13 protein-coding genes are annotated in these 14696 nt (G+C 62.1%); 3 read left to right on the top strand and 10 right to left on the bottom strand.

The genetic code is table 11. The features are described 5' to 3' along the window. Nucleotides 1–45: 45 nt before the first annotated feature. The 6 genes from groL to RY1_RS01175 all read right to left on the bottom strand — a co-directional run bounded on the left by groL (nucleotide 46) and on the right by RY1_RS01175 (nucleotide 6571). Entirely contained in the window at nucleotides 46–1695 is a 1650-nt protein-coding gene (gene groL / locus RY1_RS01200; RefSeq protein WP_072801697.1) for a chaperonin GroEL, read from the bottom strand. Then, nucleotides 1617–2309, bottom strand: coding sequence for an iron-sulfur cluster assembly protein (locus RY1_RS01195; protein WP_072801696.1), 693 nt, complete (start codon nucleotides 2307–2309; stop codon nucleotides 1617–1619). Before RY1_RS01195 ends, groL begins: the two co-directional genes overlap by 79 nt. A 2-nt stretch (nucleotides 2310–2311) precedes the next feature. After that, on the bottom strand, nucleotides 2312–2656 hold the full coding sequence (gene mimD, locus RY1_RS01190) for a propane 2-monooxygenase effector subunit MimD (RefSeq protein WP_072801695.1): 345 nt from the start codon (nucleotides 2654–2656) through the stop codon (nucleotides 2312–2314). After that, entirely contained in the window at nucleotides 2653–3759 is a 1107-nt protein-coding gene (locus tag RY1_RS01185; protein ID WP_072801694.1) for an aromatic/alkene monooxygenase hydroxylase subunit beta, read from the bottom strand. Before RY1_RS01185 ends, mimD begins: the two co-directional genes overlap by 4 nt. A 48-nt stretch (nucleotides 3760–3807) precedes the next feature. Next, nucleotides 3808–4851 carry an FAD-binding oxidoreductase gene (locus tag RY1_RS01180; protein WP_072801693.1) on the bottom strand — a complete coding sequence of 348 codons (1044 nt, stop codon included), beginning with the start codon at nucleotides 4849–4851 and terminating at the stop codon, nucleotides 3808–3810. A gap of 88 nt (nucleotides 4852–4939) precedes the next feature. Continuing rightward, on the bottom strand, nucleotides 4940–6571 hold the full coding sequence (locus RY1_RS01175) for a ferritin family protein (protein WP_072801692.1): 1632 nt from the start codon (nucleotides 6569–6571) through the stop codon (nucleotides 4940–4942). Nucleotides 6572–6765: 194 nt separating this feature from the next. Between RY1_RS01175 and RY1_RS01170 the strand changes: the two genes are divergently transcribed. After that, nucleotides 6766–8508: a sigma-54-dependent Fis family transcriptional regulator gene (locus RY1_RS01170; RefSeq protein WP_245819448.1), complete on the top strand. Its 1743-nt coding sequence runs from the start codon at nucleotides 6766–6768 to the stop codon at nucleotides 8506–8508. A 90-nt stretch (nucleotides 8509–8598) separates the two neighbouring features. Here RY1_RS01170 and RY1_RS01165 read toward each other — a convergent pair whose 3' ends face one another. After that, nucleotides 8599–9624, bottom strand: coding sequence for a Gfo/Idh/MocA family protein (locus RY1_RS01165; RefSeq protein WP_072801691.1), 1026 nt, complete (start codon nucleotides 9622–9624; stop codon nucleotides 8599–8601). A 32-nt stretch (nucleotides 9625–9656) separates the two neighbouring features. Continuing rightward, on the bottom strand, nucleotides 9657–10562 hold the full coding sequence (locus RY1_RS01160; protein WP_072801690.1) for a sugar phosphate isomerase/epimerase family protein: 906 nt from the start codon (nucleotides 10560–10562) through the stop codon (nucleotides 9657–9659). Between the two features lie 229 nt (nucleotides 10563–10791). Between RY1_RS01160 and RY1_RS01155 the strand changes: the two genes are divergently transcribed. After that, nucleotides 10792–11799 carry a LacI family DNA-binding transcriptional regulator gene (locus RY1_RS01155; RefSeq protein ID WP_072801689.1) on the top strand — a complete coding sequence of 336 codons (1008 nt, stop codon included), beginning with the start codon at nucleotides 10792–10794 and terminating at the stop codon, nucleotides 11797–11799. Between the two features lie 281 nt (nucleotides 11800–12080). Here RY1_RS01155 and RY1_RS01150 read toward each other — a convergent pair whose 3' ends face one another. Together RY1_RS01150 and RY1_RS01145 are read right to left on the bottom strand one after the other, a co-directional pair. Next, entirely contained in the window at nucleotides 12081–12698 is a 618-nt protein-coding gene (locus RY1_RS01150) for a GyrI-like domain-containing protein (protein WP_072801688.1), read from the bottom strand. Nucleotides 12699–12704: 6 nt separating this feature from the next. Beyond that, nucleotides 12705–13337 carry a TetR/AcrR family transcriptional regulator gene (locus RY1_RS01145; protein ID WP_072801687.1) on the bottom strand — a complete coding sequence of 211 codons (633 nt, stop codon included), beginning with the start codon at nucleotides 13335–13337 and terminating at the stop codon, nucleotides 12705–12707. A 227-nt stretch (nucleotides 13338–13564) separates the two neighbouring features. On the opposite strand from RY1_RS01145, the gene RY1_RS01140 reads away from it, so the two are divergent. Next, nucleotides 13565–14692 carry a DUF5938 domain-containing protein gene (locus RY1_RS01140; RefSeq protein WP_072801686.1) on the top strand — a complete coding sequence of 376 codons (1128 nt, stop codon included), beginning with the start codon at nucleotides 13565–13567 and terminating at the stop codon, nucleotides 14690–14692. Nucleotides 14693–14696 lie beyond the last annotated feature (4 nt).

Genomic DNA, 14696 nt, shown 5'->3' with positions numbered 1-14696 from the left:
TGCCACTTCAGTAGATGTCGGCTTCGTCAGTAGATGTCGGCTTCGTCAGTAGATGTTCGATGGTCGCACCATCCCCTCGGCGAGATCCCCGAATCCTGGCGCCATGATCGCACCCGGATTGCCGAAGACCTCTTCGACGACGGCCGTCTCGGTCGTGATCAGCAGGGCCGCAATCGAGGCCGCGCTCTCGAGCGCCGCACGCGTGACCTTGAAGGGATCGATGACCCCGTCGTCGAACATGTCCCCGTATTCACCGGTCAGCGCGTTGAAGCCGTGCCCGAGCGGCAATCCGGCGACGACCTCGACCACCTCGTCACCCTCGAAGCCCGCATTGATGGCAATCCACCGCAGCGGCTCGGTCAGCGCTTTGCGGACGACGTCGAGGCCAACTGCTTGGTCTCCCGTGAGCTCCAGATCGGCGAGTGCGCGGTGCGACTGTGCCAGTGCGGTCCCGCCGCCCGAGACGATGCCGGACTCCAATGCCGCCCTGGACGCGGCGACTGCATCCTCGACTCGCAGCATCCTCTCTTTGAGCTCGACGCTCGTCGCACCGCCGACTCGAACCACCGCCACCCGCCCCGTCAGACGAGCGATTCGCTGTTCGAGGCTGTCGCGGTCGCCGTCGATCTTCGATCTCTCGAATTGCGCTTCCAGTTGCGCGACGCGCGAATCCAACAGATTCTGTTCCCCTCGACCTCCTACGATGGTCGTGTTGTTCTCGGTCACCGTGATTCGATCGCATGATCCGAGCTGATCCAACGTCACCTCGAACAATTCCAGCCCGGTGTCCTTCGCGATGACCTGTCCACCGAGAGCGATTGCCAGGTCCTGCAATTCGGCAACGCGGCGGTGTCCGAACCCGGGGGCACGAACGACGACGGACTGCATCGTCTTGTGCATGTTGCCGCCGACGAGCAGTTGCAGCGCGGGTCCGTCGACGTCCTCGGCCAACACCACGAGAGGCCTGTCGGCGCGCTTGGCCGCCTCGATGCTCGGCATGATGTCCTGGACCTGATTGATCTTCTTGTTGGTCAGCAGAATCACCGGGTTCTCGTGGACGGCTTCCATACGTTCGGGATCGGTGATCATGTAGCCCGAGATGTACCCGTGGTCGAACTCGATCCCGTCCACGACCTCGACGGACATCCCCAGAGTCTCACTCTCCTCGGTGGTGACGATGCCGGACTTGCCGACGTACTCGACCGCTTCGGCCACGCAGTGCCCGATCGACTCGTCGTCGCTCGCTGCCAGAGTCGCGATTCTGCGGAGGTCTTCTTTTCCGACGATCTCCACTGCCTGCGCCCGCAACGATTCGACGACGGCGGACACCGCGGTCTCGATGCCGCGGCGCAACCGCATGGGATTGGCACCTGCATCGACAGCCCTCAACCCCTCACGGACCATTGCCTGCGCCAGAACGGTGGCCGTCGTCGTACCGTCGCCGACGACGCCGTTGGTCTTCATCGCCACCTCCTTCACCAACTGAGCACCCATGTTGGCGAACGGTTCTCGGAGCTGAATCTCCCGCGCAATCGTGACACCGTCGTTGGTGATCGTGGGCGGACCGGTCAACTTCTCGAGGACTGCGTTTCGCCCCTTCGGCCCCAGGGTCACTTTCACCGCATCGGCAAGTGCGTTGACTCCTTGTTCGAGAAGTGCGCGGGCTTCGGTGTTGAACCGCAGTTCTTTGGCCATGACGTGGTCCTTTCGAGCGTGTGTATTGGGGGCTGTTGCGCCGGCACAATGCGGCTGTTCGCTGACGATTCATCGACGATCACTCGACTGTTGGGGCAGATGCTCAGACCTAATGCACCGCGTCGGCGAATCAGCGCTGCAGTGTATTTTTCGTGCCTGATGTCACGCAGTGTGAGCGTACCCAATCGATCCGGTTCTGCGCCTGCAGTTTTGAGATGTTCCGCCACGGAGCGCTCCATCGCAGCGCGGTGTGCATTCTTCAGAAAAGTCGAACGCACATCGCTGCCGTCGGCCTCGGCCGCGAGTCCGGCGTTGATCTCGGCGCTGAACCGATGCTGGTCCACGACAACACGCACCGGACCGACACCGTCGACGAGGTCCAGCGCGTCCACGGCATCCGCGACCACCAGGTAGGCGAACCTGCGCGAGCAGAAGGCGACCGGTAGACGCAGCCGCACCACCAACCCGTGTGCGTCTACCACCACCGGCCCGACCAAACCCAATTCGGTTATGGGAACCTCCGACTCCGGGTCGACGACGGCCGTGAGTGCCTCGAAGACGTCGACCGCAGCGCGGGCAGGCCGCGCGCGGACCGACGTGTAACTACGAGACATGGTCAGTGACGTTCAGCCAGATCGAACCCGATGTACTCTGCCGCATCCTCGGGACTGGCGAACAGTATTGTCTTGTCGTCCAGATGAACCATCCGACCGTAGTGCGTCGAACTGATCTCCTCGAATATGGATCCGTCGAATTCCTGTCCGAGCGCGTCGGTGAGTTCGTCGTAGTCGAAATCGAGCAGCTTCTTGCCGTCGACTCGAATCATCGACGGGTACTCGGTGAGCTCGACGCCGTCCTTTGCGCCCATGACCTCCGCGACCACGCGTCCGATCGGGGTGTTCATCAGCGTGACGCCACACATGTTGGAAAATTCAGTGTCGGATCCGAAATGCATGGTCATCGTGCCAACTCCTTGGGGATGTCGAGGCCGAGGCTTTCGAGCAGAACGGTGAATTTCTCGGAGGCCGTATCCAGGCTGGAGGCGAAGGTGACGGCCTTGTCCGCGGGCTGAGACCAGATCGGCTGCAATGCCCGCGCTGCGTCCAGGCATCGCGGTACCCACACCGACATCCACTCACCGAACAGTGCACGATTCGCTTCCCCGTGCTCCGGATCCCGTGTCAGCAGTTGAAAGAGGGTTCGGGTGTAGCTCAGATCGCGGTCGTAATCGTGCTCGCCGGTACCGACGATGGTCGGCGTGATGTAGTCGCCGTTGCGTGCCGAGATCTGCATCACCAGTTCGGTGCGGAAGAGCGATCCGAGTAGCTGCTCGAAGACGATGTTCGTCGCGAACAGCAGTTCGCACCAATCCGGTACAGCGGTCAGCTGTTCGACCACCTCACGAGTCGGCTGCCATTCCGGTGCGTTCTGCCAGACGTCCTTGTGTGCGGATCCGTCGAATGCCACATCGGCTTCGGACAGATCAAGATTGAACAGCGCAAGGTCCTGTGCGAAGCGCATCTTGTGTGCCGCGTTGACTGCAACAGCCGTGTTGATCATGTTCGTCGGCCCCGACCGTTGAATCGAGGTGAAGACGTGCAGTGCCAAACCGTTCTCCGCGTGCATCCACGCGCCGAGATTGCGTTGGACGAACGTGAGCCACGGCGTGTTCCAGCCGTCGTACGCTCGTGCTCGCTTGGCATTGCTCAGACACAATTCCACCTGATGAACGACGGCCGAATTGTTGCGGAAGATGGTTTGATCCCATTCCTCGTTCGGGTCGAGAAAAGCGTGCCAGTTCGACGACGCCGCCTTCGTCCATTCCTGCGGATATCCACCCGGCCCATCACCGAATCCGTAGATCCAGCCCTGCGACAAGTGGCGGTCGGGGTCGGGTTGGACGTCGACGGTCACGTCCTCGTACATCGTTGCCCGGCGCTTGGCGGGTTGAAAGTAGCTGTACGTGCGTGACTTCGAACTCGGGAACTCGAGCGCACCTGCTTCGGAGTCGGTGAACTCGATCTTGGGAAAGCTACGTTGCTTCCCCTCGGTGGTGGCAGTCATCTCTTGCCTCTCGGTTGTCGCAGTGGGCTGATTCGGTACAACTGATGGTTAATCGAAGGCGGGGCTGGTGAACTTGTCGTAGAAAACTTGGTCTTTCGGCGTGCCGCACACATCGAGAAGCTCGAGTGCCGCATCCACCATCGGAGGTGGTCCGCACAGGTAGACCTCCGATTTGGCTATGCCGGGTTCCAATCTGCGTACTACATCGGTGACGTTGCCCTCCTCGAACGAGAGCGAACCCGATCCCTGCGCACCCGCCGCGTCCGAGACACACGCGATGAACGCGAAATCGGTCAACCCGCGGCCCACTTCCGAGATCTCGTCGATGTAGAACAGATCTTCGGGAGTTCTTGCGCCGTAATAGAAGTGAACCGGTCGCGGGTTGGACGTCTCGCTCATGTGCCGGACGAGGGACAGGATCGGCGCCATGCCTGCCCCTCCCCCGATGCATACGACAGGCAGAACGTGACCGTCCTTCAACGTCGACGAGCCGTACGGTCCGGTCAGCGCAATCTCGTCCCCGACCGATATGCCGTCGTCGAGCAGTGCAGCGAATTTGCCCCCGGGATACTTCTTGATCAAGAACTCGACGTCGCCCGGAGACGAGGGAGTCGAGGCCATGGAAAACGATCTGGTCTCCTCGGTTCCGGGGAGGTGCAGATCTGCGTACTGGCCGGCCTTGAACTGGAAACCTTCGGGCGCGGTCGGCGCAAGGCGCAACGACACGATGTCACCCGTCATCGATTCGACGGCGACGACACGCGTGGTCACATCCTGGATGGGGAGGCCGCCGAGTAGTTCGTCCTCGTCGAAATTCAACAATTCGATCGTGCAGTCGCTGTATGCATGTGTGCGACAGAGCAATACGAACCCCTCGTCCACCTCCGATTCGTTGCACGCGAACGTCGAGTAGTTCTCCATCTGGATGTCCCCGTCGAGAACGAAGGACTTGCAGGCGGAACAACGTCCTTCTCGGCAACCGTGCATCAAATGGATTCCCTGACGAAACGCTGCGTCGAGAATGCTTTCGTCCTCACGAACCTCCATGTCGATATCGACAGGTTCGAAATTGATGCGATGTGTGTCGGCCACGTGCTTCTCCTGATGTCTGTCGTGCTGATTACTCGGTGCGGTGGGTGATGCCGGAACCCCCGGTACGGCATCACCCACCGACCCTGAATCAGGCCGGGACGCCACCGGCCCTGTATGCCGCGACATGAGCTTCACGTTCGGCGTCGGACATCGCGTTGAGCAGCACGTTCGGGCTCTGGAAGACGTTGCCGCGCACATCGTCGAGCGTCCACATCTTCTTCGGGTCGTCCAGGTGCAGGTGCGGTTGCCCCACAAGGGTCTTGCCGTCGTCACGGACGTACCCGAGATCGGACACGATGTCCGCCAGGTCCTTTCCGTGATGGAGGGTCTCCCATTCGCGGAACCCGGTCAGACGTCCCATGTTCGGGGTCGCCTTGCCCTCGTACTCACTGCGGAAGGCCACAGCGTCGGTCCAGTAGCAGGTTTCGGAGCAGTACGTCCGCCACTGGTTGTCGACCTTCTCCACGACCATGTCCTCGCGGATGAGCGCCGGAACCATACAGGTCCAGCACCGGTGCGGGTACTGGTATCCGACCTCCTCGAACGCGATCGGCTTGTTCCGGCCCGGGTAGGCCAGACGGTTGTACTCCTCCCACCACTTTCCGTACTTCGAGTACCACCCCGGGTACTTGTGCTCGAACCATTCGAAGTCCTTGTCCGTCATGGTGTCGATGCGCCAGTAGTTGACCGGCCATCCCGTGGCGAAGAATCGAGCGACCTCGTGTACGTAGCCCTTGTTGGTGATCCGGTTCCACGCCTCTTCGACCAGGTCGTGCGGGATCGTCAGGCCGTACTTCTCGAGCGGGATCAGGTAGCTGCGGTAGTAGTCGTCGTAGATCCACCGTCGCCACATCTCGGCGTAGCTCTCGCGATCCTTACGCCGGTCCTTCGTCCCGTATTCGATGAACGTTCCGATTGCGGCGTCGACGACACAGTGATTGTTCCACCATGCATAACGAAGGTCGCGTTCGAGCAGTGGACGGTTTCGCTCGTCGGCGAGCGCCATCAGCAGAATGGAATAGCCGTTGGAGATGTGCCGCGATTCGTCGGACTGCACCGAGTGGAAGACCGTCGGGAGCAGGTAGTCGCCGTTCGCCGCCGCTTCGTCGGGCATGGCCACGAACAGAGTGTTGGTGAACGCCGTTTCCGCCACCACGGTCAAGTAGATATTGGCTGCGGTGATGGCGTCTCCGGTGATGAACCCCTCGCCGAACTGGCGACCGATGGTTCCCGCGTAGTTGTTCGCGAACGCCTTCTCGGTCATGTCGAACCCTGCGGGATCGATGTAGTTGTTCATGTAGAGCTTCTTGAGATTCATCTGAATCGTCGAGTGGCGGACCTCGTCGATCATCTGCACGGCAAGGCCGTTGTGAATCTCCGGGTTAGGTACGGCGTCGATCGCCATCGGCATTGCTCGTGCTGCCGAGATCTCGGGAAACGGAATGATGGACAGGAACAACTTCTGCCATTCGAGCCAGCGCTGCTGTACCTGGCGGAACATGTTTCCGCGAATCGCGCCGTCCATCGCGCCGTACACACGGTTGTCCTTCTCTTCCTCCATCGGGAAGTAGGAACGCATGATCTGCTTCAGCGGATCCTTCTTGGGGGCCTTCTCGAATGTGTAGTCGGTCCCGAAGCGTGTCGCAGGCGTCGCGAACGTGGGTTCCCAGGTCAACTCCGAGATTTTCGCGTGTGCCTTGGTAAGGCTTTGTCTACTCAAAGTGCGCCTCCTCGATGTGAGCCGGCGGGTTGTCGGCTGCTGTGGGGTCCGTCGTGAGGAAAGTGAACACCGAGAATCACGCACGATCTGTCTCAACGTGAGACGCGGATCACACAAATTTGATAGTTGACGCCTAGACTTGTCCCGCGCACGCAACCATCGCGTGCCACCACTGCCGCTAGGGGAGCCGTGCAATGGAGTCGAACGCTCCGAACAGTCAACCGTCGGTGTCGTCGCGACGGAAGTCCGATGACCTGCGCACCAGCCAGTGGCTGCGTGCGTCGTGGACTCGATCGCACGACGCGCTGGGCGACGACGACCGACCGTCTGCCGAGTACGTGGACAAGGTGCCCGGAGACACGGTGTTGGCGCGCGCGGCACGGCCGGTTCTCGCCTCGCTCTCGGATGAACTCGACGGCGAGCCCGTGGCGTTGGTCCTCACCGATTCGAACGGCGTAGTGCTGACCCGAAGCGGCGGTGATGCAGGTCTACTGGCCGCGCTCGACCGCGTCGAGCTTGCCCCCGGCTTCCGATACACCGAGACGCAGGTCGGCACCAATGGCATCGGCACGGCACTCGAGGTGGGAGTGCCGCTGATGGTGCAGGGTGGACAGCACTTCAGCGGTCCGCTGAGGTCCTTCTCGTGCGCCGGAGTTCCGATCACCCATCCGATCACGGGAAATGTGGTCGGGGTCATCGATCTGACTGCCGATGCGCAGCACTCGAACGCCCTGATGCTGTCATTCGCCAAACTGGCGGCTGCGCGAATTCGGGATGGAATTCTCGAGGATGCAAATCGACTCGATCGAGCCGTGCTCAACGATTACCGCGCTGCATGCCACCACTCCGGGCGCTCCGTGGTTGCGGTCGGCGAGAAGCTGCTCATGATGAACGAGATGACTCAGCAACAGTTCGACGCCTACGACCAGCACGCGATACTCGAACGCACGCGCGACGCTCGCGGCGAGACCAAGGCATTCAGCGTCCTGATCGACCTACCGAGCGGATCCACAACGCAATTCAGCTACACCCCTTCGTTCGCCGATGACAAGCTCGCCGGCGGAATCGTCCGCATGAAGGAACCGACACGCGGCAAGAAGCGAACCGTCGGCAATCGTCGGACGCCGCGCCTGAGCGGACTCTCGGGTAGAAGCGCGGTGTGGCAACGGGCAGTGAATGTGGTGTCCGACGCGTGCGCACAGCGCGAATGGCTGATTCTCGACGGCGAAGCAGGCACCGGCAAGGCGACTCTGGTCAGCGCCGCCCACCGACATCACTGTCCCGGTCGCCATCTGGCGATCATCGATGCGGCAGTTCTGTCATCCGAGGAAGCCCTCGACTGCGTTCTGCAGGAGTTGGACGGCGGCTCCGATCTACTCGTCCGACACGTGCACAGTCTCTCGGACGAGGCGACATCCGAACTCGACGCGATGTTGCACAAGGAACGCCAGGGAGTCGACGCGGATCCCTGGGTCGTACTCACCCGGACCGCGTCGACAGCCGACGCGAGTTCGACACTGCTGCAGATCTTCCCGAAGACGGTCGAAGTGCCACCGCTGCGCTACCACCTGGAGGACGTCCCCGACCTGATGCGGATGTTTCTGGACGCGTCGGGAGCCCACGAGCTTATCTTGACACACGCTGTGGATCAGCAACTGATGCGATTGGCGTGGCGCGGCAACGTCACTCAGCTTCGGCAGGTCGCCGAAGAGATCTCGCGCCGAATCCGGTCCGGTGTGATCGGTCCCGACGAACTTCCCGCAGAGTGTCGTGCCACCACCCGTCGTACGCTGTCGAGGATTCAGGCCCTCGAACGTGACGCCATCGTCGAAGCTCTCGCCGTCCAATCCGGTGACAAGACCGCTGCCGCAGTATCTCTCGGGATGTCCCGAGCGACGATCTATCGGAAGATTCGGGAACTCGGAATCACTCCCTGACAAGACCCGGCCGATCACGGAACGAGCCCGGCCGGCACGAACATGCCAGCCGGACTCGACAGCTCTGCGGTCAGGACGTGAGCTCTGCGATCAGATGGATGAACGCCGCACCATCTCCACGGCTACCCGCTCACCGGACTCGAGCGATTTCACACCGGCTTCGCACACGGCGGCAGCAGCGTAGCCGTCCCACGCACCAGGTCCGTCGATATAGTTGCCGGTGTCGGCACCTGCCTTGACTGCGTCGACCCACCGCTGAATCTCGACGTCGTAGGCCTGGCCGAAGCGCTCCTTGAACGACGGGGTGATCTGTCCACCCCACGTGCCGGGCTTGGTCTTCCGCACCAGGCCGACGTCGAGACCGATCATCGCACTTCCCAGTTCGCCGACGACCTCGGTACGCACCTCGTAGGCGACACCGGTGGTGACGAAGACCTCGGCGTCGACGTGCCGACCTGATTCGGTCGCGAACAGAGCGATCTGGGGATCCTGAAGTCCCTCCGGCGCATTCGAGTTCGCCGACGGCGTGATGATCTGCACCGAGGCGATCTCCTCGTCGAGGAGGAAACGGGTGACGTCGACCTCGTGGACCAGCGAGTCCTTGACGATCATCGCGCTGTCGAAGTTCGGGGGTACCTCCGGATTGCGATGTGCGCAGTGCACGACGAGGGGACGGCCGAGGTCACCGGAGTCGATCAGGGCCTTGAGCTCGGCGTACTCGGTGTCGAATCGCCGCATGAACCCGACCTGGATGAGCGTCTTTCCCAGTGCGGCTTCGGCTTTGACGACGGCCAGTGAGGTCTCGACGTCGGTCGTGAGTGGCTTCTCGCACAGGACGGGCTTGCCGTGCTCGAGACACGCAAGGAGCTGCTTCTCGTGCGTCGGTCCCGGGGTTGCGAGCAGTACCGCGTCGACGTCGGGATCCGCGATGGCGTCGATCGGATCCGCTGTCGCGCGGCAACCCGGAATGGTCGCAGCGAGATTCTCTGCCTTGTCGAAGAAGTAGTCGTTGACCACTGCGACGCGGGCGCCTGCGATCTTCGAGGTGATTCGGGCGACGTGGTCGGCACCCATCATGCCTACGCCCAGTACGGCGATACGCAATTCATCGGACATCTCGATCTCTTTCGTGAGGGCGCGTCGGGGCGCTATGTGAAGGTGACGGACGGAATACCGCAGGAAGCCAGGTACTTCCGCGTGCGCTGCGCGATGGGAAGCGGCACATCGGGAGCGCACGGGTACATGTCCTGTTCCACGATCGCGAAGACATCGATGTCGAGCTTTTCGATCGCGGCCAGCAGCGGCGGCATATCGGGAATGCCGAGTGGAGGTTCGGTCATGGCGCCGAGTGCGCATGCCTCACCGAACGGCAGATCCTCGGCTTCGACCTTGGCACGGACATTTTCGTCGACCTGCTTGAGGTGGAGATATCCGATGCGCTCGGGCGCGCGTTCGATGATCGCGATGTTGTCGCCGCCGCAATAGCTGATGTGACCGGTGTCCAGGCACAGGTTAACGAAGTCGCTCGAGGTGCCGTCGAGGAAGCGGTAGACGTTCTCTTCGGTGTCGACGTGCGAATCGGCGTGCGGGTGATACTGCGCCTTGACGCCGTACTGCTCGAACATGCGCTTGCCGAGTTCATTCATGCCCTCGGTCTTCTTGCGCCACTGATCAATCGTCAGGTTGCGATCCTCGAGCACTGCTCCCGTACTGGGATCACGCCACATCTCGGGGATCACCACCACGTGCTTGCCGCCGACCGCTGCGGTCAGCTTGGCGACGTCCTCGATCTGCGACCACACGGCGTCCCACGAATCGTCCTGATGCAGGCGTTCGAAGACCGTCCCCGCAGACAGCTTCAGGTTGTGTGCGGCGAGTTCGTCGGACAGTTGTTTCGGATCCGTCGGCAGGTAGCCGAACGGGCCGAGCTCGATCCATTCGTAGCCCGACGCCGACACCTCGTCGAGGAATCGGGTGTACGGAGTCTGCTGCGGGTCCTCGGGGAACCACACGCCCCACGAGTCCGGTGCAGAGCCAACTCGGATCACGCTCATGATCGTCCTTTCGGGTGGTCTCGGATCGCACACGAGGAGAGATCGGTGCCCGAGTAGTTCGTACCTACTGTCGCGCGTTACTGTCGCGCTTCAGTCGTTTACTATTGTGAACTGATGTGTGATTGTCAAGACATTAGGCTCACGTGCTTGACGGTGGTCACGCAGGACAGGAGGACACGTGCACAACTCGGCCGATGCTTCCGAGCTGTCGCCACGGCGGCGCCCGACGATGGCCGACGTGGCCGAGCGGGCCGGGGTGTCTCGAACACTGGTGTCGTTGATCTTCAGCGACAAACCCGGTGCGTCCGACGACACCCGAGGACGGGTACTGCGGGCTGCCGACGAACTGGCGTATCAGCCCGACCGCGCTGCCCAGCTGCTGGCCCGGGGTCGAAGTCGCACTCTCGGCGTGCTGACCGACGTCAAACAGACGTTCCAGGCCGAGATGATCGGCACTGTCTACGACGCCGCCGAAGCCGCAGGCTACGAGGTGCTTCTGTCGGCGAGTGGCCCGACCCGCGACGAGCGCAAGGCGATCGAGGCACTGCTGAGCCATCGCTGCGAGGGGCTGATCCTCTTCAATCCCCTGTCCGAATCCGACTACCTGCGATCGGTGGCGTTGCGTGCGGCGCTCACGATCGTCGGTCGCGGGGTGCCCGATGCCACTGCCAACACAGTTCGTTCCGCTGATGCCACCGGAATCGCACAATCAGTGGAGCATCTCGTCGCGTTGGGACATCGAGACATCGTGCACATCGACGGCGGGGAGCACGCGGTCTCCACCGAACGCCGCCTCGCCTACGTCGCGGCAATGCGGCGCCACAGGCTCGACGCCTTCGTTCGGGTCTTCCCAGGAGCCCACGACGAGGCTGCCGGTATGGCTGCTGCATCCGTCCTGCTCGGGGAAGACGTCCTCCCCACCGCGGTGATGGCGGGCAACGATCGCTGCGCTCTCGGTGTCATGGACGGGTTCACGAAAGCAGGGGTATCGATTCCGGACGATGTCTCGATCGTGGGATACGACGACTCCCCCTTGTCGAGCCTGACGCGAATCGATCTCACCACGGTCCGCCAGGACAGCGCCGAGCTCGCGCGCCGGGCGCTGGCGTTCACCGTGTCGATGCTCGACACTGCCGATGCCGAGCCCGGCGAGTGCGTCATCGAACCCGAGTTGGTGATTCGTGGGACCACGGCCGCAGCGAGGCCCACGAGCCCGGAGGCCGGTGCACCGCGATAGGGGGGGCTGCGCGACAGGAGGTGCTGCGCGATCAGGATGTTCCCGTGGTGTCCTGTTCGGTGTCGAGCGCCCGCGAACGCGCTGTCGCGTCAGCGCTGTCCGATCGACGTGTTGGGCGACGGCATACCGCCATGGTCTGCTCCCACCACGACTGTCGAGTGTTCGAATCCGATCGAGACCCTGCCTTCTCCACCACTGCCTCCGCCCGTCCGCACCGTTGCGTCACTTCGATGCAGGTACCCGGCCGGTCGAAGGTTCAACCCTTACACGACCTCACGACCTCACGACGCGGATGTGACCGGTTGTCTGAGGATCGTCCTCAATCTGGACGGCTCGACCCGCCTGGCGTCGCTGAGGTAGACCTCGTGATGCTTTCCGGTCATTCGAAGCCCTGCGCTCGGGATGAACTCCTCGTGGAGCCTCGCCAGAACACCGGCTTCGTCGTCGTACGAGCCGACGTGCAACGTCTGTACGCATCGGCCTTCCCTCATGGTTTCGAGTCGTACGTTGCCGAGGCCGGCTATCTTTTTCTTCTCTGCGACAGCGGCAACAGCCGAATCGAACATCTGAGTGTCGATCCAGTCGGGCACCATGATCATCGAGGTCCAACTCCATCGCGTCTTGTCCCGATCGACGGTGAAAGCGTTCATATCGGCAGCCCACCACAGCGCTTCGAGGGGCATGACGACATAGTCCTCGCCGAGCTCGTTCTTGCTCGCGAATTTCAGCGTGTAGGCAATCGGATACAGAGCGGCAATCGCGGCGCTGTATGCCGGGGATGTGTTCGGGTCACCGTGTCCATCGACCATCAAGTACTGCAGCGCAGGCACATCGACGATCCTGAACTCGCCCCGCTTCGCCGTGTAGCAGTCGAGGCTCTTCTTGAAATCGGTCTTCACGGCCCACTACCGGCCGAGATCGAGCAGCGCGAAGGCCGCGACGAGCTGGTCGCGTCCAGCGGCGATTTCGTCGTCGTGTCCGGCAAAATGGTGCAGCAGCGCGCGCTGGAAAATTCCGTCGAGAAGGACGTAGGCGGTCGCCTTGTCGATCGTCGGTTCGGAATCACGTAACGCGCAGTAGCGGCCGACAACACGCCAGATCATCTCCTCGCGCCGCTCCTCGATCTCGAGTACGTCGTCACGGAACGAGCCGCCGAACAGGCTCTGGTTACGCAGGTCGTACCAGAGGCGATGAATCCGTGCGTCCGAAACGAGTGTGCCGAAGTACGTGTCGGCGAAATCGGTGAGCAAGTGCTCCGCGTCGACTGCGGCGCCGACCACTTCGTCGTATCGAGTGACGCAGATGGCCTCGTACTCACGGACCGCATGCGTGATCAGGTCGAGTTTGTCGGAGAAATAATAGTGCAGCACGCCGTGCGAGTACTCGGAGTTCTGCGCGATCTCCCGCAGCGACGTGCGTGCGTACCCGAGCTCGGCGAGCGTGTGCAACGTCGCTCGTGCCAGCTCGGTGCGCTTGGCCTCGAACTTGTTGCGAGCTCTCTCCTCGATACGCGCGCGGGTATCGACAGTCTGTGTCATCTCTCGTTGTCCTTTCGCGCGTAGATCACTCGCCGCTCAGTGTAGGCCTGAACGTCTCGCACAGGATTTTGGCCACTCGTCCAGTTTTTTCTTGACGTCTGTCCAAATATTGCCATAGTGTGATCCGCAGCACACGGAGCACGGCGGGTTTCACAGCCCATTCGGTGTCCGAGTGCGTTCCACGACCGTCTGCCACATGGCGGACCGCTCACGAGAGGACCTCTTCCATGCCAACCGACAAGCGTGTCGTCGTCTACGGTGCGTCGGGATACACCGGCCGCCTGATCTGTGAGTACCTGCGGGAGTACAACATTCCGTTTCTGGCTGCCGGCCGGGACCACAGCCGCGTCAAGAGCATCGTCGACGCTGTTCCGGGCATCGAGACCGTCGAGTACGACGTCGTCGAGGTCGAACACACCAAGGACGCACTGGTGGAGGCATTCCGTGGGGCGGAGGTGGTGCTCAACACCGTAGGCCCGTTCTCACGATGGGGGCACGCAGTCGTCGAAGCGTGCCTCGAGATCGGCGCACACTACACCGACACCAACGGTGAACAGGACTGGATGATCGACGTGGAGGCGCGCTACGGACGCGACTTCGCCTCTCGGAACCTGGTGCTGACACCGGGTTTGGCGCAGATGTACAGCATCGGCGAGATCGCCGCCAACATCTGCCTCGAAACGCCGGGACTCGATACGCTGGACATCCAGGTCTTCTGGAAGGGGCATCCGACGGTCGCCTCGACCAACACGATCCTGACCAACGCAGCATTCTCGAAGGCCTTCTACCTGGAGCAGAACGAATACGTCGAATGGCCTGCGGAAGACGGTGTGTATCAGGTCGTCGTGCCCGGCCAACACGACCTCGGACTGGCACTGCCGTGGGGTGGGACATCCCATCCGGTGTGGTTCAAGAACGATCCGCGGGTGGCGAATGCTCGCGCACTCGGCGGCGTGATCAACCGGCCGTTGATGCTGGCCGTTCCTCAGATCATCGCCGCAGCGCTGGAGCAGATGGACGGCAAGACGGACGCCGAGAAGTACCAGATCATCGACACCGTGTCGGCGTCGGTGCGCAGCGAGACACCGCCACGCGAGAACCCACGCATCAATACCTCGCTGGATTCGGTGTACGCCTCGGGCCCACTCGGCCGCGTGCACACCGTCATTCACGGAAATTGCAACTACAAACAAACCGCGTTGCTGAACGCGTTCGCGGCCTCGCATCTACTCCAGGCTCCGCCACGGGCGGTCGGATTCGCGTCCAGTTGTCAGGCATTCGGCCACCGCGAGCTGCTCGGAGTGCTGCGAGCGTTCGGTTTGGTGCTCGACCCCATCGTCACTGCACACCGCTGAGGAC

The sequence above is a fragment of the Rhodococcus yunnanensis NBRC 103083 genome, from assembly GCF_001895005.1.
In the GTDB taxonomy this organism is placed as follows: domain Bacteria; phylum Actinomycetota; class Actinomycetes; order Mycobacteriales; family Mycobacteriaceae; genus Rhodococcoides; species Rhodococcoides yunnanense.
This window is presented reverse-complemented; position numbering and strand designations above follow the sequence as displayed.